Origin of the sequence: Chryseobacterium sp. CH25 (genome assembly GCF_004119455.1) — a bacterium.
Lineage (GTDB): Bacteria > Bacteroidota > Bacteroidia > Flavobacteriales > Weeksellaceae > Chryseobacterium.
The window spans coordinates 121,703-144,803 of record NZ_NRQT01000005.1 but is presented as its reverse complement, the minus strand read 5'-3'; the positions used below and the strand labels follow the sequence as shown (position 1 = coordinate 144,803).

Genomic DNA, 23,101 nt, shown 5'->3' with positions numbered 1-23,101 from the left:
AAAATAAAAAATGCCCTGCAAAGAAACAGGGCATTTTTATATGGTATACTAATAATTAGTGTTCAGCTTTTGGAGTCTCTTCCTTGTGTTCAGCAGGCTTTGCAGCAGCAGTACTGTCTGTTTTAGGAGCTGCAGCTTCTGGTTTTGCTGCTTCTTCCTTGTGTTCAGCAGCAGCCTCATGTGTAGCATGAGCTTCTCCACCCTGATGGTCATCAGAATATCTGTCTACTCCTTCTTCAAGTTTCAAAGTACCTTTATTCCCACCTTGTGGTACTTTTTTACAGCTTACAGCTACCGTTGCAATCGCTAAACATATAACTAATTTTTTCATATGTAAAATTTATTTTTTAAATGTCATATGGAACCGCACTATTTTAGTTTACTCTGAATCTAATACAGTGAGCGATTTCCTGCTCAAATTTTTGATTGCCCAAAATTAAGAAATCCTGTTTCTTTTGGCAACATTTTTATACTGATTTTAAAATAATTTTCCCTTTTTTGGATTGTGTAAAAATAAGGTAGTCATTTCCACCGTCTTTCAATCCATATTTCTTTTTGATTTCTTCGGGCTTTAAAGGGTAATTTTTTGAAATTATATTGTATTGTTCCTTCTTTTTAATCTTTTTAGAATCAACAACTTCCATTTCAAAAATTCTCCCCGGAAAATCAGATATCTTTTCAGACGATGTATAAATATGGGTATTAGGATGTAGTTTTTCAACCCCAAATTTTTCAGAAATCAAATTAAAAATTCCAGCCTTTAAAATGGTATTATTGGGAATATAAATGAATTTTTCAGGTTCAGAATACTCGGACAAAGCATTTTCTTCATCCCTAAATGTAAAACTAAAGTCAGATTCTCCACTTTCAAGGTTCACACAATTGCAGATAATCTCTTTGTTATTTTCTCCTGATAAGAAGACCACCACTTCTTTTACATCATTTTTAAGAGCAATAATATCAAGTCTGAAAATATTCGGTAGCACTGATACAAGGTATTTCAGATCAATTAACGGAGAAAGCTTAATGATGACCTGCTCTGATATTGACAGTAATTTTTCCTGAATTTCAAGGATATTTGGGGAAAGATCTTCTAAAAGAAAAACTTTGTTCTTATTCTGGTCTCTGCGGGCAGGATCAAGGTAAATGGTATTAAAATGTTCCTGATTTTCATTCAAGAAATCCTCTAATTTCTGATTGATAAACCTTGCTTTCCTCCCAAGAGTATTCCAATTGTGTTCTACAATCTCCAAAAGCTCTGTATTTTGCTCTATTAAGGTAATATCCTCAAAGTTTTGAGACAGATAATAAGCATCAATTCCAAAACCACTGGTTAGGTCTATAAACTTTTCTCCTTTTAAAATTTCTGACTTATAAAGTGCTGTCTTTTCGGATGATGATTGCTCCATATTGAGCTGTGGCGGAAATATAATTCCTTCTTTCAGAAGAAACGGGAATTTTTTCTCAGCGACCTGTTTCCCTTTAATCTGCTGTACAATTTCCTGCATAGAAACCTCAGGAAACGGAGATTTTTTTAATAATAATGAGTGCAAATCTGTTTTTAGATTTGCGTTGATATAGTTTTGAACTTCTTTATTTAATAGTTTAACCACAGATTTTTGCTGATTTACATTCATTTGGTGAAAATGCTTCGACTCCGCTCAGCATGACAATTCTAATACTAACTGCGTTATTTAACGGTTAATTTGTAGCGCTGTCATGCTGAACGGAGTCGAAGCATCTCAGTTTATTTTAAGATATTCTATTCAAACATTTCTGCCCAACGAACAGCTTTTATTTCTTTTTCGTTGTATAGATCGCTGATGGACTTTTTAATGTCTAATTTTGGGTATAAATTCACTCCGATCAGCTTTATTTTTCCTTCTTCAATCCATTGTTGCTCTTCAACGGCGTGGTCATAGATCTTTTTCTGAACAATTCCCTGCTTTAAAAGCTCAAGATAGCCTCCAGCATCTTCCATTTCAACAAATAATGCCCATGACTTTTCTGCAATCTGCTGTGTGATGTCTTCAACATAATAGCTTCCGTTAGCAGCATCTTCAAATACATTGATGATACTTTCATAAGCCAGTACAATCTGTTGTTTGAAAGAGATTTCTTCAGAGTTATCTGTACTTCTGTTTACAAGATAATTGTTTGTAAAAACAGCATCTGCTCCACCAATCATGGCTGAAGCCAACTCTAATGTAGAACGGATCAGGTTGTTTTCGTTGTCAGAAACAGCTTTATTTCTAAGGGAAGTTTCTGCAAAGATGTAAGGTACTTCATCCAGTCCATATTCCTTGGAGAGCTGGTTAAAAACCATTTTAAAGGCTCTTAATTTGGCCATTTCAAAGAAATAATTTCCTCCTACAGCAATTTTAAAGATCAACTTATTTATAATTTCAGCTCCGTATACTTCTACGAGTTCTTTTGTTTTTGCCAAAGCAATTCCTAACTGCTGGTAAATGGCAGCTCCGGCATTCTGATGCAAAGAAATATCTATACAGATGCTTCTTTTGAATCCTTTTGCCATTAATTCTTTTGCCAGTTGATCATCAATTGTGGCATCTTTTTCATTAAAGACATCAATTAAAGAAAAGTATTGATCTTCATCCTGAGGAGTAATATGTCCTGCAAGCTCCTTATTGTTAACAAAAATAGTTTTCTCAGTCAGATCTTCTACATTCTGATCGAGTAAAAATGCAAATACTTCATCTTCCAGGCTTTCATGATACCTGGCTACCAAATGGGTACTTTCTTCAACTCTTGGCAGGTTTACCAAAGGCTTTTTAACCTCTGTATAAAAAGGTCTCACTTCTATTCCTTCAAGGTTTTCTTTTTCCAGAATAGGGTAAATATCTTCTGTTTTAAGCTGTTTTTTTACTAAATTTTCCCAGTTTGGAAGTGTAGCTGTATTTGACATTAGTTTTGTTTAAATTGTGAATTTTGCTTCGCAAGTGAATAGTACCCCATCAAACATATCCAATTAACCATTCACTATTGGCTTTATACCATTCTCTTATTTCTTGGCAACTTTTGTACTGTCGACCACCAAAATGAAGATTTCTTCATTCGGTTTCTTCATAAAATAATTTTCTCTTGCGTATTTTTCCTTTTCTGATTTGTTGTTCATCAATTTTTTATAGAAGGCATCATTCTTTTCGTATTCTTTTTTGTAATACTCCAGTTGATCTTCGTATTTATGAATCTCACCATTCAGTTCGTTAATTACAAGAAATGAGGTTTTGTCGAAGAAAATCATCCATACCAAAAACAGACAGATCGTAATGGTATACTTATTCAACACATATTTTTGGATAAGTTTGAATGTTTCAGATTTCGGCTGAATGTCTTTGATAAGGTTATTTTCTTCCATTTTTTTAATGTTTTTTCAACGAGTTTTTAATAACAGTAGTTAAAAAATCAATCGCTACAGAATTCTGTTTCATATTTGGAATAATAAGATCGGCATCATTTTTAGATGGCTCGATGAATTCCTGGTGCATTGGTTTTAAAGTCGTCTGATAGCGGTGTAATACTTCGCTCAGATCTCTTCCTCTTTCCTGAGTATCTCTTCTGATCCTCCTGATCAATCTTTCGTCAGAATCTGCATGAACGAATACTTTCAAATCAAATTCTTTCAGTAATTCTTTGTTGGTAAGAACCAGAATTCCTTCTACTACCAATACGTTTTTAGGTTCTACAGTAACGTGATCTCCTGTTCTGGAATGCGTTACAAAGCTGTAAATCGGCTGTTCTATCGGCTCGTTATTCTTTAAAGCTTTTACGTGTTTTATCAATAAATCAAAATCTATCGACTTCGGATGGTCATAATTTAGGGCCTCTCTTTCTGTCAGTGTAAGACCTTGGTTGTCGTGATAATAATTATCCTGTGAAAGGATATTCATTCCTTCGATATCAAGCTGCTGAAGTATCTTATCAACAACTGTAGTTTTGCCGGATCCTGTTCCACCGGCAATTCCTATTACAAGCATTGTTTTTTTGTTTCTTTATAGTTGGTACAAATATACTATTTTAGATAAAATGTAGCAATGTAAGTGCATTGAGAAATTAAAAGATTTTCCCGGAGCTCCCAGGTCTTTGTGATTAATTGTTATTCCTCAATTTTCTTCTCCGGATTTAATAAAAAAACCGACAATTTAATTGTCGGTTTTTTATTTTATACGATTTCACTCGTTAATTCGCGTGAAAGTAATTTTTCGTGCATTGGCTTCAAAAGATCCAGTGAGCCTGTTTTTACAGTGCATTTGCCCTTATAATGGACTAATATTGTACATTGTTCTGCCTGTTCCAGTGTATGCTTGCATATTTCAATCAGGCTATCGATTACATAATCAAAGGTGTGAACATCATCGTTATGTAATACTAATTTGTAGACATCATCCGTATCATCCAATACAAGAACTTCTTCTTCATATTGACGTTTCGGATTTTCGTAGTCTTTTATCGTATTATAAAAATTCATTCTCAGTTGTTTTAAACTTCACCAATTTTTTCTGCTAAACTGTCAATAGCATTGGGTTCCTGGTATACCAATTCAACGAGTTCCACACTCTTGTTATTCATCTTCAGGATTTTAAAATGATAATCATCCAGATCAAACTCCTGATTTTCTTCCGGAATATCTTCCAATTCATAAAGGATAAATCCTGCTAATGAGTTGTATTCACTTTCCTCAGAGAGAGGAAGTCTTTTAGGTAAGAATTCGTTGATTTCATCCAAAGGCTGAGTAGCTTGTACCCAATAGGTATTGTCTGCAATTTTATCAACAATTTTTTCTTCTTCGTCTTCTTCATCCTGAATTTCCCCTACAAGTTCTTCAAGAATATCTTCCAGGGTAATAATTCCTTCAGTTCCACCAAATTCATCAATAACAATGGCAAGGTGTTGTTTTTTCTGTTGGAAAATCTTCAGTAAGTCTGAAACTTTCTTGCTTTCCACTACGAAAAAGGCATCACGCATCAGATCTTTAAGATCCTCATGGTCTAAAGCCCCTTTTCTTTTAACATATTCCCTGATAATTTCTTTGGTATAGAAAATACCGATTACGTTATCAATAGAATCAAGATAAACAGGAATACGGGAATATCCGCTATCCATAATCTTGTTGATAATATCATTCACATCTTCTTCAAAGTCGATAGATGTTATGTTCTGTCTTGGAACCATAATCTGCTTTGCAGAGTGATCTGTAAAATCAAATGCATTTTTAATGATTTCATAGTTCTCTTCTTCAATTTCACCACTGTCTGCACTTTGTTTTACCAAAAGCTGAAGTTCTTCTGTAGAGTGGATTTCCTGCTCTGAAGCGGGGTGAATTTTTATCAGTCTTAAGAAACCATTAGACATGGAGTTCATTAACCAGATAAATGGTTTGAATATCGTATAAAAGACTCTCAACGGAACGGCAGTAGCCATTGTTGTAGATTCTGATTTTCTGATCGCTATTGATTTTGGAATAAGCTCACCAAATACAATGTGCATAATGGTAATCAGCACAAAACTAGTTACCATTGAAACAGTAGTAATTGAAGCTTGGCTCATCGTTACATTAAAAGAGTGAAAAATGTTTTCAACAATATGGTGCAGCGCGCTCTCTCCTACCCAACCTAAGGCAAGGGATGCCAATGTAATTCCTAATTGTGTAGCGGAAAGATATTCATCAAGGTGTTTGATGATATGTTCTGCCTGTTTTGCCATAGAATCCCCTTCTGCGGCTTTTAATTGGATTTGAGAGTAACGAACTTTAACAATTGAAAATTCTGCGGCTACGAAGAAGCCATTTAGTAAAACAAGAAATAAGGCCAGCAAAAGCCTGACTATGTCCGAGTCCATTTAGAAGTTGTATAAATTTTATTAAGTACAAAGATATGCAAAATAAAAATAACCTGAATCCGGGATAGATTATTTCAATAGAGGAATTTTTGAGGGGAAATTTGCCATCTTAAAACCTATCTATTTTACAATAAAAAAAGAGTTGGACCTTTCCTTCGTTTTTTACACAATAAATGGTTTTTTGGAGCTCAATTACAGTTTTCAACCTTTTGAAATAAAAAAAGCACCGATAAGATCGATGCTTTTGGTTGTATGTTAAAATAATTCTTTACGAATTTTTTAAAGCTTCTGCTCCTGAAACAATTTCCAAGATTTCGTTGGTAATTGCAGCCTGTCTTGCTTTGTTGTAGAAGATCTTAAGATCATTTCTCAAAGCTTCTGCGTTATCTGTAGCTTTGTGCATTGCAGTCATTCTTGCTCCGTGCTCAGATGCTACTGAATCTAAGATTGCTTTGAAAACCTGAGTTTTGATAGACTTTGGAATTAAGTTGTCCAAGATCTCAGCTCTGTTAGGTTCAAAGATATAATCTGTTTCAACCTGTGGTTCTGTAGTTTCAGGCATTGAGATTGGAAGAAGCTGCTCTGTAGTTACCTCCTGAGTAGCTGCATTAACGAATTTGTTATAAATAACATAAACTTCGTCAAATTTACCTTCTTTGAAGCTTGTCATAACACCTTCAGTGATATGAGCTACTGCATCAAAGTTCAGATTATCATAAACAGAACTTCCATTAGCATATACTGAACGACTTCTTCTTACAGCATCATATACTTTTTTACCTACAGGAAGAACTTCAATCTCATACTGAGAATTGTTCTGGTACTGAAGGTTAAGCTCTTTTACGATTGAAGAGTTAAAAGCTCCCGCAAGACCTCTGTTTGAAGTAACAGCGATGAAAAGTATTCTTTTAACCTCTCTTTTCTGAGCATATACAGAAACCTGGTCAGGATCAGAGCTAGAATTTACATTCTGGATAAGCTCCTGTAATTTTTCAGAATAAGGTCTTAACATTACGATTGCGTCCTGTGCTTTTTTAAGTTTCGCAGCGGAAACCATTTTCATAGCACGTGTAATCTGCATCGTAGATGAAATTGACGTAATTCTGCCTCGTATTTCTTTTAAGTTTGCCATTAATTTGGGTTCAAAGTTTAAGGTCTAAAGTTTAAGGCTTAAAACTTACATTTTAAACCTTAAACATTGAATTTTTTTAGTTGTATTTAGAAGCTAAATCGTTAGCTGCCTGCTTAAGAACACCTGTAATATCGTTATCGATTTTTCCAGCTTTGATAGCAGCCATAGTGTCAGGGTGCTTAGATCTTAGGAACTCGATATATTCGTGTTGGAATTCTTTAATCTTGTTCAATGGAACGTTTCTCATTAAGTTTTCTGTTCCCGCGTATACGATCGCTACCTGACTGTCTACAGGAAGTGGTGCATTTACCGGCTGCTTAAGGATTTCTACGTTTCTTTCTCCTTTAGAGATTACTGCTAAAGTAGAAGCATCAAGGTCAGAACCGAATTTAGCAAACGCTTCAAGTTCTTTATATTGAGCTTGGTCTAATTTAAGAGTACCAGAAACTTTTTTCATTGATTTGATCTGAGCGTTACCTCCTACTCTCGATACAGAGATACCTACGTTGATCGCAGGACGAACCCCTGAGTTGAATAGATCAGACTCCAAGAAGATCTGTCCGTCTGTAATAGAGATTACGTTAGTTGGGATATACGCAGAAACGTCACCTGCCTGAGTTTCAATGATTGGAAGAGCAGTTAATGAACCACCACCTTTCACGATTGGCTTAAGAGACTCTGGTAAGTCATTCATTTGCTTAGCAATTTCGTCATCAGCGATTACTTTTGCAGCTCTTTCCAATAGTCTTGAGTGAAGATAGAAAACGTCTCCAGGATAAGCTTCACGGCCCGGTGGTCTTCTCAATAGTAGAGAAAGCTCACGGTAAGCAACAGCTTGTTTAGATAAATCATCATAAACGATAAGTGCTGGTCTACCAGTGTCTCTGAAGAACTCACCGATAGAAGCTCCTGCCATTGCAGAATATACCTGCATTGGAACTGGATCTGATGCGTTAGCTGCAACGATTACCGTATAAGCTAAAGCTCCTTTATCAGAAAGTGTTTTAACGATTTGTGCTACAGTAGAAGCTTTCTGACCGATAGCAACATATATACAATATACTGGTTTACCAGCATCAAAGAATTCTTTTTGGTTGATGATCGTATCGATCGCAACAGTAGTTTTACCTGTTTGTCTGTCACCGATGATAAGCTCTCTCTGACCTCTTCCTACAGGGATCATCGCATCAATTGCAACGATACCAGACTGTAAAGGCTCAGTTACAGGTTGTCTAAAGATAACCCCTGGAGCTTTTCTTTCTAATGGCATTTCGTATAAATCTCCTGTGATAGGACCTTTACCATCGATAGGGTTACCAAGAGTATCTACTACTCTTCCTAACATTCCTTCTCCTACTTTAATAGAAGAGATTCTGTTTGTTCTTCTTACTGTATCCCCTTCTTTTACTAATTTACTTTCACCAAGTAGAGCAACACCTACGTTGTCTTCTTCAAGGTTAAGTACAATACCTTCTACATCACTAGAAAATTTCACCAACTCTCCGTATTGTACGTTTTCTAACCCGTATACACGAGCAATACCATCACCGATGGTTAAAACTGTACCTACTTCCTCAACGTTTGATTGAGTATCGAAGTTGGCCAATTGCTGTTTTAAGATCGCAGATACTTCTGCCGGATTTATTTCTGCCATTGTATGGTTGTTTTTCTTAATTTAATTGGAAATCTTTTTTAACTTGGTTCAATTTGGTCTTCACAGACGCGTCTACCTGCTGGTCTCCTACTCTTAGGATGTATCCACCTAAAATATCCTGGTTGATGTTTACTTTCAAATCGAAGTTTGAGTTTGCATTTACCAAGTTGGTAGATCTTAGAATCTGATCAATATTCTCTTTAGAAAGCTGAGTAGCTGTTGTAAGCGTTACTCTCTGTACTCCGTTGATATCTTCAACCTTGTTGATGAATTCCTGAGCGATATTTTTTAATTGGCTTTCACGTCCGTGCTTAATAACCAATTTAATCAAATTCTGGGAAGATGCTGATAAACCTTTGAAAATTTCGTTTGCTACCTCTATTTTCTTTTTTGCATCAATGTAAGGTGTAAGGAAGAATTTGTTCAAATCCTTAGATTCAGCCATAATCTTCACTACATCTTTCATTTCAGAAAATACAGTAGCCGTTTGACCTGCTTCATTCGTGAAGTCAAGTAAACCTTGTGCGTATCTTTTAGCTACTTTAGATGTAAGCATTCTTAGTTAAGGTTAGATTTGTTGATATAATTTTGAACTAATTCGTTTTGAGCTTCTGTGTTATCTAACTTTTGTTTCAAGATAGATTCTGCAATGTTTACAGATAAAGCACCGATCTGAGTTTTGATGTCTGCCATTGCAGCATTTTTCTCAGCGTTGATAGTTTGCTTAGCAGCTTCGATAAGTTTGTCTCCTTCCGCTTTAGCAACATCTTTAGCTTCACCTACGATTCTGTCTTTAATTTCTCTAGCTTCTTTAAGGATAGCGTCTCTTTCGATTTTAGCTTCACGAATAATTCTTTCGTTGTCTGCTTTAAGATCTTCCATCTCTTTTTTAGCCAATTTAGCTTGGTTTAATGCATCAACGATAGAAGTTTCTCTTTCATTAACTGCACTTACAATTGGTTTCCAAGCGAATTTAGCTAGAAGAAATAATAGGATAACAAAAGTAAGGGTCATCCAAAACAAAAGTCCAATTCCAGGTTCAATAATTCCCATATCTGTAAATTCTTTTTTTAAATGTTATTTTATGGATTGTTTTTTAAAATTCTTAGCAGCAGCCAACCGCTTTACTGCTAAGAATGTTTTTTGAGGATAGATTACTTGATGAAAGCACCAAAGATGATCGCGATAAGACCAGCACCTTCAATAAGACCAGCAGCGATAAGCATTGCTCCTTGAATCTTACCAGCTTGTTCTGGTTGTCTAGCGATAGCGTCCATTGCGTGACCACCGATTTTACCGATACCTAGACCTACACCTAGTACTGCTAAACCGATACCTACGTAAATTAATCCTGCTCCTGTTGATAAATCCATAATAAATAAATTATATTAGTTAAAAAATTATTTTTAAATTCTTTCTTTTAATTAGTGAGCGTGTTCTTCGTGACCGTGCTCATGTTCGTGCTCTGCAACTGCGATTCCGATAAATAGTGCGGATAATACAGTGAAGATATATGCCTGCAATGCTGCTACCAATAATTCCAGTACTGAAACGAATAATGCTAATGGTACAGATGCAAATCCTAATAATGGTGTTTTGAAAATGAAGATCAATGAAACGATCGCCAAGATCATAATGTGTCCCGCTGTAACGTTAGCGAAAAGTCGCATCATTAAAGCGAAAGGCTTCGTGAAGATCCCGATAATCTCAATTGGAACCATAATTGGGTACAATAAGATTGGAACCGGCGGCATAAAGATGTGTTTCCAGTAATCTTTATTCGCACTGAATAATGTAATTAATAAGGTAATGATTGCTAATACTGCTGTGATCGCAATGTTACCTGTAAGGTTAGCTCCGAAAGGGAAGAAAGGAATTAATCCAAATAAGTTATTGATCCAGATAAAGAAAAATGCTGTTAATAAATAAGGCATATATCTTTTATATTTAACAGACCCGATGTTTGGAATAGCCACCTCGTCTCTGATAAACACAATCACTGGCTCCATAAATCTCCCGATACCTTTTGGAAGTTGTGATTTCTTATAGTTTCTCGCCATTCCTATGAACACTACTGCCATAAAAATTACTGACAAGAACATTGAAGCTGCGTTTTTTGTTACTGAAAGATCAAAAAACACTTCATTTGATTTTTGCTTTCCACTGATGATTGAAAATAATGTAGCTTTTTCAACACCTTTAGTAGAAACTACCTGTCCATGCTCTAAAGTATACCCATCGTGTTCGTGTCCGTGAGCAATACTGCTAGAAAGAAAAGTATGCCATCCTTCATTATCTTTAATGATAACAGGCAAAGGGATAGAAACGTGGTGCTCTTCACCACTGTCATCTTTAGTTGTCCATAAATGCCATTCATTAGAATCACCAATGTGTTCCATGATCATCGTAGTCGCATTGAAGCCGTCTTTCGCTTCTTTGTTCTCTACTTTTTCCGCTGATTTCTCTCCTTCAGATTCGTGTTGAGCACAAGCTAAACCGCTTATAAACACAAATAAAAATGCGAAAAATAATGAAGAAAATTTTCTGTTCATATCTCTTTTTTAATCGTGTGCAAATATATCGATTTTATTAAACTTTACCAATACTAAAAATTGATTTTTATCATCAAAAAATCAAGACTTATTAATGAGTTTTATTATAGGCAGATAAATAAGGAATGATGCCACTAGAAAACAGATCACTATAAAGAGAAAATTAGCTTTGGTCTTCTCTATTATTATTAAAGAAGTAATAAGCCAAACCAGGTCTTTAGAAAGATTAATGACCAGAAACTTCATTCCTGCATCCTGTTTACCGTACAAATACTTTTTAAATACTATATATACTATTATATTAAGCAGAGCTATTAATAATATAATAATAAAACTGTCAAGAAAATTCATGCTGCAAAAATAGGATTATAATTTTTGAATCAAAAGAATTGTGAGTTCTTCTATAATTATAAGGATGGAAGCTGGAAACGGGATAATGGCAGTTACTATTCTACAAAACCGCAGTTCAACTTGTTTTATTTAAAATAGTCTGGAACGCTTAATCTTAAAAATATATTATTAATAAAGAGTCTTATTTATTTTTATCAACCTCAAAAACTTCTTCTCCTCGCTTCCAACTTTAATCAAATCCTTATAATACTAAAACTATTATATTCTAGTTTTCCAACAAAACATCTGATAAAGAATCTTATTTGCTTTTATCGACCTCAAGAAACATCCTTCTTCCCGCTTCCAGCTTCCAACTTTAATCAAATCCTCATAATATTAAGTCTATCATACTCAGGTTTCTTAAAAATTCCTTATTTTTGCAAACCTATAATTTACAATAAATATGTTTAATAGTTTACAGGATAAATTAGACAAGGCATTACATAATATTTCCGGACGTGGAAAAATTACAGAAATCAATGTAGCGGAAACCGTAAAGGAAATCCGTAGAGCATTGGTAGATGCTGACGTTAACTATAAAGTTGCAAAAGATCTTACTAAAAGAGTTCAGGATAAAGCATTAGGCGAAAACGTTCTTACTTCCCTTACTCCGGGACAGTTGATGACAAAAATCGTTCATGATGAATTGGTAGACCTAATGGGAGGTTCTCAGGAAGGAATTAACCTTTCCGGAAAGCCGTCTGTAATTCTTATTGCAGGTCTTCAGGGTTCTGGTAAGACTACTTTCTCCGGAAAACTTGCTCATTATTTACAGACAAAAAGAAATAAAAAACCTTTATTGGTAGCATGTGACGTTTACCGTCCGGCTGCAATTGATCAGCTGAAAGTACTAGGAGGACAGATTAATGTTCCTGTTTATACTGAAGAAGGAGCTACAAACCCTTCTACTATTGCTGAAAACGCAATTAATTTTGCAAAGGCTAACAATCATGATGTAGTAATCGTGGATACAGCAGGTCGTTTGGCGATTGACGAGCAAATGATGAACGAGATTAAATCCGTACATTATTTCATCAAGCCTCAGGAAACTCTTTTCGTAGTAGATTCCATGACAGGTCAGGATGCTGTAAATACGGCTAAAGCCTTCAACGATGCCTTAAACTTTGACGGGGTTGTTTTAACCAAGTTAGATGGTGATACAAGAGGTGGAGCTGCTTTAACAATTCGTTCTGTGGTTGAAAAACCAATCAAATTCATCTCTACAGGTGAGAAAATGGAAGCTTTAGATCTTTTCTACCCGGAAAGGATGGCAGACAGAATCTTAGGGATGGGAGACGTTGTTTCCTTAGTAGAAAGAGCTCAGGAGCAGTTTGACGAAGAGGAAGCTAAGAAACTTCACAAAAAAATCGCTAAAAATGAGTTTGGTTTTGATGACTTCTTAAAGCAGATCAACCAGATCAAAAAGATGGGTAACATGAAAGACCTTATGGGAATGATTCCTGGGGTTGGAAAAGCCATCAAAGATGTAGAGATCAGTGATGACGCATTCAAGCATATTGAAGCTATTATTTACTCTATGACGCCGGAAGAAAGAAGAAAACCTTCTATCATCAACACTCAGAGAAAGAATAGAATTGCAAGAGGTGCAGGAAGAAAGATTGAAGATGTAAACCAATTGATGAAGCAATTTGATCAGATGGGTAAAATGATGAAGATGATGCAGGGACCTCAAGGAAAGCAGATGATGCAGATGATGAGCAAAATGCCGAATATGCCAGGAATGGGTGGAATGTTTGGAAAATAATCCAGAAACCATCTAATCAAAATATAAAATCCGACTCAAAACTGAGTCGGATTTTTTGTTCTTTTAGCTTTAAATTACCTGATTATTTATCAGACTTCTGAGCTTTTCCTTTGATGAAATAAGAGAAACCAACGTTAACTCCGAAAGTCTTAATATTTGTCTTAACATCAGTATTCATGACCGTTTCTTTATTTGAAAACTGGTCATAAGAAATCCCTAAATTAAGCCCTAAAGACGGAGTTGCCATATAAGTTACCCCTCCTTTTACTTTCCATGCTAACCCATCTGTAGTAACCTCTGTATCCTGCATTAATAAAGGATCAAGTCCTTCATTATTAACATCCTTATAAAAAGAATACTTTGTCTTATTGGATGAATATCCAATCCCCGCTCCTAAGAATGGCACAAACTTGCTGGAATTCGTAAAATAATAAGTAGCTGTAGGCATTACAGAAAACGTAGAATTTGTAGATTTAAGACCTTGATATTTAGTCGTAGTGTTCAAATATCCTAAGTCAATACCAACCGCTAACTTGTCAATTACGAAGTACCCTACAGAAGGAGTAATTGAAAATGTGTTTACTTTTGGACCGTCAGTAGACTTACCGCCTATTTTTACCGTAGTTGTAGTGTTATTAAAACCCATTCCTGTGTTTCCACTGATTACCCAGTCCCCTTTAGTCATTTGGGCATTAGAAAACCCGAAAAGTGCTACTGCACCTGCTAATAATAGTTTTTTCATGATTATTAATTTAGTTATTAAAATTTATATCCTACACCAATCTGCAAAAAATTCATTTTTACATTCTCGTTATCAATAGGGGTTTTAACCATATTGGTTAAACCAAAACTATAACGCGCATCTACGAATAGACCTTTGTAAACGTTGTAATCAGCACCTAAAAACAATCCAAAATCAGTCTGCTTCATACGGCTAGAAAATTCCTTTACTACAATGTTTTCACCCTCTTTGATTGCATTTGGATCTGCTGTAGAACCTGATACACTTATGTCAGCACTTTTATTTGTTCTGATAGTCATATAAGGACCTGCATAAACACCTAATTCAGGAGTTACATAATATTTTGCAGAAACAGGAATTATAATTCTATTAAGAGTAATATTCTCAGTTACTTTAGTCCCGTACGGTAAAGTAGCCTCTGCTTTCCCTCCTAAATTTGCATATTCTACTTCTCCCTGAATCGCAAATTTATTGTTGAATTTATGTTCAACCAAAGCACCTACATAAAATCCTGACTTTGATTTCATACTTGCCCCTACTCCATTAAACTGAACATCATTCTCACCTAAGTTAAACGTTGATAATGCATACCCAGCTTTTACACCAAATTTTGTTTGTGCATTTAGCCCTGCAAATAAAGCAATTGCAGATGCTAATAAGATTCTTTTCATGTTATTAATTTAAAAATATGTTTATTTTGATAACAAAAAGCCCCAAGATATACTTAGGGCTTTATTGCTATATGCTTTGTTTATTATTTTGCAAATACATACTTAACTCCGAAAGTTACAGCCTTCAGGTTTAAACCGAAGTTATAATCGTTAACTCTCTTAGCTCCGTCAACATTTTCTTTTGAAGTGTTGTATCCGAATTCACCGATAGTAGCTTCGATAGTCCAGTTTTTGTTTAAGAAATAATCTAAACCTGGCTTAACGTTAACACCGATTGAAGTGTAGTTATTTTTAGTAGAAGCAGAAGTAACAGTTGTAGTTCCTCCTGTTGTAGTTGTAGCAGTACCTTCTACTTTATTTTGACCAAATTCCATAGGAACTTCTAATTGACCGAAGATGTATAATTTATCAGCTAAAGTCCAGTACTTTCTTACGAAAGGAGCTACAACAAATGCTGGCTTAGATTTTTCAATTTCAGTTACAGTTGCTCCGCTTGGGCTAGTAGTAGTTGTTGTATTTTTACCGTTTTTGTACCCTAAACCTAAACCTACTGCTAAGTTAGTATTTACGAAATAACCTACAGTTGGAAGAACTTTAATACTTTCTACTTTACTGTTATCGTTGTTATCTTCTGTTTGAGAATAGCTAACTTGTCCTGATAAATATGTAGTTCCTTTAGCAATCTGAGCGTTTGATAAACCAAAAAGTGCAACAGCACCCGCTAATAATACTTTTTTCATTTTAAAAATTTTTAATACTTTCTGAGGGCAAATTTACAGTGGTCCCCACTAATATTAAAATTTGTTAATGTGATTAATATCATTGTTAAAATTTAAGACATTACAGAAATAAATCATATTAAAGAGAGTCTTTTAGTTTTTTCACAATATTATGAATAAAAAATCACAATTCCTTAACCAGAGCCCAATATGTTTACTTTTTAGAATTTGTAAGTTTTAACAAAATCATTATAATTTGGCAAAACACAGACAAAACTATCTTTTTAAAATGTTAATTTTTAAGGAATTAACACGTTAAAATTAAACAAATGTTTATAATTTAAGAGTGATTTTACCTTTATAAGGTAATGCTATAGAGCCAAATTGCTAAAAAAACATACAATCTCTTCAGTAGGATTCAATAAAAAACTCTGGTCAATGACCAGAGTTCCCTATATTATTTCAATATATTCTTACTTAATGAAGAAGTTGTACCCTAAGTTAACAGCACCTACGTTCCAGTCTTCTCTGTACCAACCGTGATCACGTCTATTGCTTATAGACTGGTATCCTATGTATAATTCTCCTTTAGACATTTGGTATCCAAATTTAGGCTGTGCATAGAAACCACCATCAACACCGTCTTTAGTAGAAATACCATATCCAAGGTCTAATCCTACAAAGATTGGAGCTCCTTTAAATTTATATTTACCGGAAACGGCTACAGGAATAAATCCGAAATCATCAAAGTGATCTTTTCCGAAGAAGTGAGAATATCCTGTTGCTACCCCAAGGTCAAAACCTTTAGCAATATTCCACATATAAGCTCCATCAACTCCCAGTGTAAATGAAGATACATTGCTTGCATCAGATACAGGAACACCAATGTGCCCACCTAATTTTAAACCTTCCTGTGCCTGAGCAGCTCCTCCTAAAAGTGCAAAAGCACCTACTAATAATAGCTTTTTCATTTTCTAATTTTAAATTTTACGCTCCAAAAATACTAATTATTTTCATCACAGGAGTATAATTTATAGGATTCCCATTCTTTAAAAACAAAAAAACAGGACAAATATGTCCTGTTTATATTTTAATTCTAGGTATTAAATCTTTAAGATTAGTTTCCTCCGAATTTGAAACCTACACCTACCTGGATGAAGCTGTTAGTTGTTTTTGCATTACCTTCAGGGTGTTTTGCCAGATTAGAAACTCCAAGGTTATATCTTGCATCAAAGAATAATCCGTTTTCTAAAGCATACTCAGCACCAAGGAAAGGAGCAATATTTAAAGTACTTGTCTGATCTTTAATATCAACTTCCTGATCAGCATTAATTTCAAGCCCCGGAAGACCAATTCCGAAATCAGCAGTATATTTTGATTTAGCAGAAAGAATTACCCCAAAACTAGCTCCTGCAGAAACAGATAATCCTTCAGTAATAAAGTATTTAGCGGAAACAGGAATTAATAGGGTATGAAAAGTTTGCTTTGATTTAAAGTTTACAAACGTAGCCGGATCGTTTGGATCTGCTTCAGCTACTTTTACTTTCCCTCCTAGTGGAGAGTATAAAAGTTCCCCCTGGATACCAAAATTATCATTCAACTTATATTCTACAATTCCTCCTACATAGAATGTATGTACAGGATCTGAAGTTTCAGAGTGACCATCAGCTTTTAATTTTAGAGTAGAATAAGAATATCCTGCTTTAGGACCAAATTTTAAAGACTGTGCGTTTGCATTAATTCCCAACACAGCTACCGCTGCAATAAGTAAAAGTTTTTTCATTGTTAATTAGTTTTCAATTAAGGTTTGCAAAACTAATTATTTTTTTCAGATTAACAAATTTTAAGAAAAAAATTAAGGTTAACAAAAGGTTAACGGAACTTTTACTTATACAGGTTTAGTCATTTCTCAGTCTTTTTTCTTCATCATTATAAGCTAAGATAATTTTTCTTACGACAGGGTGCCTTACAACATCCTCCTCTGTAAGATATACAAAACCTATCTCTTTCACTCCATTCAAAATTCTCATTGCTTCTTTCAATCCTGATTGTTGGTTTTTCGGAAGGTCAATCTGGCTTGGGTCCCCCGTAATGATGAACTTTGCATTCATCCCCATTCTCGTCAGGAACATTTTCATTTGGGCATGAGTAGTATTCTGTGCTTCATCCAGAATTACAAAAGCATCATCAAGAGTACGTCCTCTCATGAATGCTAATGGTGCCACCTCAATAACTTTCTTCTCTATAAAGCCTTCCAACTTTTCGTGAGGAATCATATCACGAAGTGCATCGTATAAAGGCTGTAAATAGGGATCCAGCTTTTCTTTAAGGTCTCCCGGAAGGAATCCAAGGCTCTCCCCTGCTTCCACAGCGGGTCTTGTCAGAATAATTCTTTTCACTTCCTTATCTTTCAAAGCTCTTGCTGCCAATGCCACACTGGTGTAAGTTTTCCCGGTACCAGCAGGACCAATAGCAAAAACCATATCTTTTTTCTCGGTTTCTTTTACCAGTTTTTTAAGATTGGTCGTCTTAGCCTTAATTACTTTTCCGTTTACCCCTTTTACGATGATATCCTGGTCAAAAATCAGTTGTTTTTCATTTTCGTCTTTAATATTTAGAATATTTTCAACGTCTTTCAGCCCAATTGAGTTGTTTTTTGAGATAAATTTTACAATATCATCCAGTTTTTGCTTCAGTATGTCTAAAGCTTCCTGATTTCCCATTGCAAAAATATAATGGTCTCTTCCGGTAATTTTAATGGTCGGAAAGCTTGATTTTATTAAGTTGAAATATTGGTTATTAACTCCATAGAAGATTTTCGCGTCGATATCTTCCAGATCATAGGTCAATTCAAACATGCAGTATTTTTATTTTTAGATTTTAAAATTAAAGCTTTTTTTCAATTTATATCAAATTCTTTTCAACAATCTTTCGGGCTTTCCTTTTATTTTAAATAACTTTGCATGACTACACAATTCTATAAATTGCTCATGTCAATTATTACCCTTACTTCGGATTTCGGAAATTTAGATTACAGAGTCGCCGCTGTGAAGGGCAAGATTCTGTCTCTAAATCCTGAGGTTAATATTATTGATATAACCCACGATATCCAGGCATTCAATCTTATACAAACGTCTTATATTGTAAGAAACGCGTATAAATATTTCCCAAAAGGAAGTATTCATATCCTTTCTGTAGACAGTTTTTACCATAAATCGAGAAAGAATATTCTTTATAAAGCAGATGGCTCTTATTTTCTGGCAGCAGATAACGGTCTTTTAAGCCTTATCTTCTTTGATATTAAACCGGAAGCTATCTATGAAATTACACTGAACAACCGTTTTGATGACATCATCAATTTTACATCTACAGATATCTTTGTTCCGGCAGCAGTGCATCTTGCCAATGGCGGTCTTCCTGAAGTGATTGGAAGAAAAATAAATACCGCAAAGCAGTTGATGTTCCCGAGAGCAGTGTATAATGAATCTGAAGGGATGATTATTGGTGAAGTTACTTATATTGATAATTTCGGAAATATAATCTCAAATATCAATCAGGATTTCTTTGAAAATATCAGCAAAGGATACAACGGATTTACCATAAAGTTCAGAAATCTGAGTCTTTCAAGGATCTTTTCCAGCCATACGGAGGTGGTTTCAGACTGGGAAAGGGAGACGGAATTTCACGGACAGTCCGCTGCAATCTTCAATGACAGTCAGTTATTGGAGCTTACCATCTATAAAGGCAGCAAGAAAAACGGAGCTAAAAGCCTGTTTGGATTGAATGTAGGAGAAAATATCTACATTGAATTCATGTAAAATTATATATTTCATAAAAAAACCGATTTTTTTATATATTTGTCAAAATCTAAAAATCAAAAATGGCAGAATACAAATTATTGCTTCCTTCCATGGGAGAAGGGGTTATGGAAGCGACAATTATCACTTGGTTATTCAATGAAGGTGATAACGTAAAAGAGGATGACTCTGTAGTAGAAATTGCAACAGATAAAGTAGATTCAGACGTTCCGACACCAGTTTCGGGGAAAATCGTAAAAATTTTAAAGCAAAAAGATGAAGTTGCAAAAGTAGGTGAGGCCATTGCTATTTTAGAAATTGAAGGAGAAGGTTCTGCTTCTGAGGAAGTAACCACAGAAACACCAGCAACGACTCCGGATACTGAAACTTTACAAACTATTGAGCAGCCTTTACAAACTGTGGCTGCATCCAATGCAGAATTCTCAGGAGATCTTTACTTATCTCCACTTGTAAAATCAATTGCACAACAGGAAAACATTTCTGAAACTGAACTTAAATCTATTAAAGGTAGCGGTTTAGAAGGAAGAATTACTAAAGAAGATATTTTAGCTTACGTTGCTAACAGAGGAAGCCAACCAGCTCAACAGGCTGCTCCGGTTCAGCAGACAGTTTCTGCTCCTGCTCCTGTTTCAGCGCCAGCTGCAACCATTACCGCTGCTGCAGGTGACGAAATCATTCCAATGGACAGAATGAGAAAGATCATCGCGGAAAACATGGTAAAAGCAAAACAAATTGCTCCACACGTAACTTCTTTCATTGAAACAGACGTTACCAACGTTGTAAAATGGAGAGCAAAAAATAAAGCAGCCTTCGAAAAACGTGAAGGTGAAAAGCTTACTTTCATGCCTATTTTTGTGAAAGCTGTAGTAAAAGCAATCCAGGATTTCCCAATGATCAATGTTTCTGTAAATGGTGAGAATATCATTAAAAAGAAAAACATCAACATCGGTATGGCTACAGCTCTACCAGACGGAAACCTTATTGTTCCTGTAATCAAAAATGCAGATCAGTTATCTCTTTCTGGTCTTGCTAAAGCGATCAATGATTTAGCTTACAGAGCAAGAAACAAGAAATTAAGACCAGAAGATACTCAAGGTGCAACATATACAATTTCTAACGTAGGAAGCTTTGGAAACCTTATGGGAACACCAATCATTCCTCAGCCACAGGTAGCCATCCTTGCTATCGGAGCTATCGTTAAGAAACCTGCAGTTCTTGAAACTGCTGATGGTGATGTAATCGCTATCAGAAACCTAATGTTCATGTCTCACTCTTATGACCACAGAGTGGTAGATGGTTCTCTAGGTGGAATGATGCTTAAGCATGTTCACGACTACCTTGAAAACTGGGATCTGAACACAGAAATATAAGTAATGAGTAATCAGCAATGAGTAATTTCCTTAACGCTGATCACACTATACATATAAAACCTTCGATTTTTATCGGAGGTTTTTTTGTGGGATTAATCTGTATATCTTTTAATCAGAAAGTAATATAACTTGGGGTTAAATTGTCTTTTATATAAACCAGAATACCTATGAAACATTTCATTTTAAACACATTAGCTTTAAGCATCTCCATCATAGCCTATACTCAGAAAACTGAACAATCAGCATTAATTGATCAGTACGTAAAAGAAGTAATGAAAATCAACCAAATTCCCGGGCTTGCTCTTGGAGTCATAAAAGATGATAAGGTTATTTTCCAGCAATATTACGGCACAGAAACCCTGGAAAATGATAAAAAGGTGGATTCAAATTCTATGTTCAGAATATACTCTACCTCAAAGCTGATGTCGAATGTTAGTGCTTTTCAGCTGATTGAAAAAGGTCAATTATCTTTGGAAGACAATATTTCAAAATATCTTGAAAACCTACCTAAAGAATGGCAGGAGGTTAAAGTAAAACACTTATTAACCCATTCTTCAGGAATTCCAAATCTCATAGTCTTTAATGATATTTCTGTAGATGATTCTAATGCTAAGGTTATTGAACGGTTGGCTAAAGAAAAAATGGATTTTAAAACGGGAAATCAATTCAGTTACAATCAAACGAATTATTTTCTTCTTACCATGATTATTGAAAAAATCACAGGACAGTCTTTTGAAAATTTCATCCTGAACAATCAGTTTGAAGACTCTAAAAATCAGGTTGTTTTTTCTTCAAATGCTCTCGAAAAAATCCCTAACCGGGTTGTAAAATACAATTACAATCCTGAAAAAAAACAGTATGACAAATCCACAGATATTAGTGGAACAAGGGCACATTCTGCCAATGGGATAGCCATAACACTTCCTGCATTTTTAAAATGGAGCAGCCATCTTAGTAAAGGTGATTTCTTAGATGAAAAAACAAAAAAAATGATGTGGCAACCCTTTGATTTCGGTAATAAAAAAGATATTTTCACCTACGGCTGGGACATTAGTAAAATAAATAATACAGCTTCTTACAATTTTTCAGGTGGAAATGTAAGTGCCTATAAGATATATCCTCAGAACAATATGGCAATAGTTATAATGTCTAACGGGTACAGCTTATTTCCTGTTCAGTATCGGATTATCAATCATATTGCTGCTATTATTGATAAAAACCTGACAGATGACCATTTACTAGCAGAAGAAACCATTATCTCTGAATTCGCTAAAAAAGACAACCCTGGTGCTGAAAAAATCTATTATTCCATCAAAGCACAAAATCCAACATGGAATTTTGAAAACACACTGAATGACATAGGCTACATCTTATTGAGAAATTCAAGAATGGAGGAAGCTATTAAGGTTTTCTCTATCAATGTTAAAGACCATCCGCAATCAGCTAATGCTTTCGACAGCCTGGGTGAAGGCTATTTTTCAGCCAGAAATTATGTTTTAGCTTTAGAGCATTATAAAAAATCGTTAGCCTTAAATCCTGAAAACACCAATGCTGAAAACATGATTCAAAAAATAGAAGCTGTAATGAAAAATAAATAGTTATCCTGTAAACATTGAGTTTAAAAATGGAAAACCTTGATTAAAAGTCAGGGTTTTCTGTTTTTTCAAACTTTTTTCAGTAATGATAAACTTTATAAAAAATCATGTATTTTTATATTCCGGAGTAGATGATAACTGAACACTCTGATGTATCTTTAAAACAAAACCCGTACACAAAATGGAATTGGATTTCAGAAAATTATATGTGACTCAATTATTTGATTTTTCCAAAGAAGATGAAAAGTTGATCTTGGAAATTTATGACCAATTATCTGTAATTTATGATGTCTCAGCAGTAGATATTGAAGATTCTCCATACAATCAGTTCAAATCGCAAAATATAGATTTTTTAGAAGAACCCAAGCTCTGTTATCACATTACCTCCAAAAGTAAAACAAACACGTTTTATCTTTTCATTGTTAATCTGATAGGAACTTCAGCCAAAGGATCTCGTACAACGGATAAATATGATACGTTAGAAGTTTGGGGACTAAAGAGATTAGAGGAAGACTTTGGTTTTATTTCTATCAACAAAAAAATCTTGCAGACAGAATTGCCGGAATATTCAGTAATTTTAATATCAATTTTAAGGAAAACAAAGATTTCAAAGATTTTTATGTTCTGGGCAGCGATCCATACAAAACAATGAAATTTTTAAATCCTAAAAGAAAGGAAACCATAAAATCTATTTCTGATGACCATTTCAAAATAGAGGTTAAAAACAGTATTGCAGGTTTGAGAATACCAAAAGCTTTAAACATTGATAATGCTTTAATGGTCTCGAAATTTTTGGAAGAAATTTAAACTTCAGATTTTTTGCCGTAATTTCAT

At 34.8% G+C, this 23,101-nt stretch carries 25 protein-coding genes; 6 read left to right on the top strand and 19 right to left on the bottom strand.

Annotated elements, in window-relative coordinates; genetic code table 11:
* Positions 1-55 precede the first annotated feature (55 nt).
* The 13 genes from BOQ64_RS13570 to atpB form a co-directional block, all read right to left on the bottom strand.
* Positions 56-331 carry a hypothetical protein gene (locus BOQ64_RS13570; protein WP_129057372.1) on the bottom strand — a complete coding sequence of 92 codons (276 nt, stop codon included), beginning with the start codon at positions 329-331 and terminating at the stop codon, positions 56-58.
* Between the two features lie 136 nt (positions 332-467).
* Positions 468-1,637, bottom strand: a complete 1,170-nt coding sequence (locus BOQ64_RS13565; RefSeq protein ID WP_129057371.1) for a class I SAM-dependent methyltransferase — start codon at positions 1,635-1,637, stop codon at positions 468-470.
* A 125-nt stretch (positions 1,638-1,762) separates the two neighbouring features.
* Positions 1,763-2,926, bottom strand: coding sequence for a methylmalonyl-CoA mutase family protein (locus BOQ64_RS13560; RefSeq protein ID WP_129057370.1), 1,164 nt, complete (start codon positions 2,924-2,926; stop codon positions 1,763-1,765).
* A gap of 96 nt (positions 2,927-3,022) precedes the next feature.
* Positions 3,023-3,379 (bottom strand): FtsB family cell division protein, encoded by a 357-nt coding sequence (locus BOQ64_RS13555; RefSeq protein WP_068943509.1) that lies wholly within the window; start codon positions 3,377-3,379, stop codon positions 3,023-3,025.
* A 4-nt stretch (positions 3,380-3,383) separates the two neighbouring features.
* Entirely contained in the window at positions 3,384-3,998 is a 615-nt protein-coding gene (udk, locus tag BOQ64_RS13550; protein WP_129057369.1) for a uridine kinase, read from the bottom strand.
* A gap of 185 nt (positions 3,999-4,183) precedes the next feature.
* Positions 4,184-4,489, bottom strand: coding sequence for an ATP-dependent Clp protease adaptor ClpS (locus tag BOQ64_RS13545; RefSeq protein WP_129057368.1), 306 nt, complete (start codon positions 4,487-4,489; stop codon positions 4,184-4,186).
* An 11-nt stretch (positions 4,490-4,500) separates the two neighbouring features.
* A complete protein-coding gene (locus tag BOQ64_RS13540) occupies positions 4,501-5,859 on the bottom strand; it encodes a hemolysin family protein (protein ID WP_129057367.1) in 1,359 nt (452 codons plus the stop codon).
* A gap of 268 nt (positions 5,860-6,127) precedes the next feature.
* The gene (gene atpG, locus BOQ64_RS13535; RefSeq protein ID WP_129057366.1) at positions 6,128-6,991 is read right to left on the bottom strand and encodes an ATP synthase F1 subunit gamma; all 864 of its coding nucleotides are present in this window, start codon (positions 6,989-6,991) and stop codon (positions 6,128-6,130) included.
* Positions 6,992-7,067: 76 nt separating this feature from the next.
* Positions 7,068-8,645, bottom strand: a complete 1,578-nt coding sequence (atpA, locus tag BOQ64_RS13530) for a F0F1 ATP synthase subunit alpha (protein ID WP_129057365.1) — start codon at positions 8,643-8,645, stop codon at positions 7,068-7,070.
* Positions 8,646-8,661: 16 nt separating this feature from the next.
* Complete coding sequence (gene atpH, locus BOQ64_RS13525; protein WP_129057364.1) at positions 8,662-9,201, bottom strand: ATP synthase F1 subunit delta; 540 nt, start codon at positions 9,199-9,201, stop codon at positions 8,662-8,664.
* A gap of 2 nt (positions 9,202-9,203) precedes the next feature.
* A complete protein-coding gene (locus tag BOQ64_RS13520) occupies positions 9,204-9,698 on the bottom strand; it encodes a F0F1 ATP synthase subunit B (protein ID WP_129057363.1) in 495 nt (164 codons plus the stop codon).
* Positions 9,699-9,799: 101 nt separating this feature from the next.
* On the bottom strand, positions 9,800-10,018 hold the full coding sequence (locus BOQ64_RS13515; RefSeq protein ID WP_007844726.1) for an ATP synthase F0 subunit C: 219 nt from the start codon (positions 10,016-10,018) through the stop codon (positions 9,800-9,802).
* Positions 10,019-10,069: 51 nt separating this feature from the next.
* Positions 10,070-11,197, bottom strand: a complete 1,128-nt coding sequence (atpB, locus tag BOQ64_RS13510; protein ID WP_129057362.1) for a F0F1 ATP synthase subunit A — start codon at positions 11,195-11,197, stop codon at positions 10,070-10,072.
* Positions 11,198-11,990: 793 nt separating this feature from the next.
* Between atpB and ffh the strand changes: the two genes are divergently transcribed.
* Positions 11,991-13,352 carry a signal recognition particle protein gene (ffh, locus tag BOQ64_RS13505; protein ID WP_129057361.1) on the top strand — a complete coding sequence of 454 codons (1,362 nt, stop codon included), beginning with the start codon at positions 11,991-11,993 and terminating at the stop codon, positions 13,350-13,352.
* A gap of 82 nt (positions 13,353-13,434) precedes the next feature.
* On the opposite strand, the gene BOQ64_RS13500 is transcribed toward ffh, so the two are convergent.
* The 6 genes from BOQ64_RS13500 to BOQ64_RS13475 form a co-directional block, all read right to left on the bottom strand.
* The gene (locus tag BOQ64_RS13500; RefSeq protein WP_129057360.1) at positions 13,435-14,094 is read right to left on the bottom strand and encodes an OmpW family outer membrane protein; all 660 of its coding nucleotides are present in this window, start codon (positions 14,092-14,094) and stop codon (positions 13,435-13,437) included.
* Positions 14,095-14,111: 17 nt separating this feature from the next.
* On the bottom strand, positions 14,112-14,765 hold the full coding sequence (locus BOQ64_RS13495) for a porin family protein (protein ID WP_129057359.1): 654 nt from the start codon (positions 14,763-14,765) through the stop codon (positions 14,112-14,114).
* 83 nt (positions 14,766-14,848) lie between these two features.
* Entirely contained in the window at positions 14,849-15,505 is a 657-nt protein-coding gene (locus tag BOQ64_RS13490) for an outer membrane beta-barrel protein (RefSeq protein ID WP_129057358.1), read from the bottom strand.
* A 452-nt stretch (positions 15,506-15,957) separates the two neighbouring features.
* Positions 15,958-16,455 (bottom strand): hypothetical protein, encoded by a 498-nt coding sequence (locus tag BOQ64_RS13485; RefSeq protein ID WP_129057357.1) that lies wholly within the window; start codon positions 16,453-16,455, stop codon positions 15,958-15,960.
* A gap of 146 nt (positions 16,456-16,601) precedes the next feature.
* On the bottom strand, positions 16,602-17,267 hold the full coding sequence (locus BOQ64_RS13480) for a porin family protein (protein WP_129057356.1): 666 nt from the start codon (positions 17,265-17,267) through the stop codon (positions 16,602-16,604).
* 115 nt (positions 17,268-17,382) lie between these two features.
* Positions 17,383-18,342 carry a PhoH family protein gene (locus BOQ64_RS13475; RefSeq protein ID WP_129057355.1) on the bottom strand — a complete coding sequence of 320 codons (960 nt, stop codon included), beginning with the start codon at positions 18,340-18,342 and terminating at the stop codon, positions 17,383-17,385.
* Positions 18,343-18,474: 132 nt separating this feature from the next.
* Here BOQ64_RS13475 and BOQ64_RS13470 point away from each other — a divergent pair, with 132 nt between their 5' ends.
* The 5 genes from BOQ64_RS13470 to BOQ64_RS23120 all read left to right on the top strand — a co-directional run bounded on the left by BOQ64_RS13470 (position 18,475) and on the right by BOQ64_RS23120 (position 23,074).
* Complete coding sequence (locus BOQ64_RS13470) at positions 18,475-19,302, top strand: S-adenosyl-l-methionine hydroxide adenosyltransferase family protein (protein WP_129057354.1); 828 nt, start codon at positions 18,475-18,477, stop codon at positions 19,300-19,302.
* Between the two features lie 62 nt (positions 19,303-19,364).
* Positions 19,365-20,672 carry a dihydrolipoamide acetyltransferase family protein gene (locus tag BOQ64_RS13465; protein WP_129057353.1) on the top strand — a complete coding sequence of 436 codons (1,308 nt, stop codon included), beginning with the start codon at positions 19,365-19,367 and terminating at the stop codon, positions 20,670-20,672.
* Between the two features lie 167 nt (positions 20,673-20,839).
* A complete protein-coding gene (locus tag BOQ64_RS13460) occupies positions 20,840-22,270 on the top strand; it encodes a serine hydrolase (RefSeq protein ID WP_129057352.1) in 1,431 nt (476 codons plus the stop codon).
* Between the two features lie 178 nt (positions 22,271-22,448).
* Positions 22,449-22,919, top strand: a complete 471-nt coding sequence (locus tag BOQ64_RS13455) for a hypothetical protein (protein WP_129057351.1) — start codon at positions 22,449-22,451, stop codon at positions 22,917-22,919.
* Complete coding sequence (locus BOQ64_RS23120; protein ID WP_164975808.1) at positions 22,916-23,074, top strand: hypothetical protein; 159 nt, start codon at positions 22,916-22,918, stop codon at positions 23,072-23,074. Before BOQ64_RS13455 ends, BOQ64_RS23120 begins: the two co-directional genes overlap by 4 nt.
* Positions 23,075-23,101: the final 27 nt, after the last annotated feature.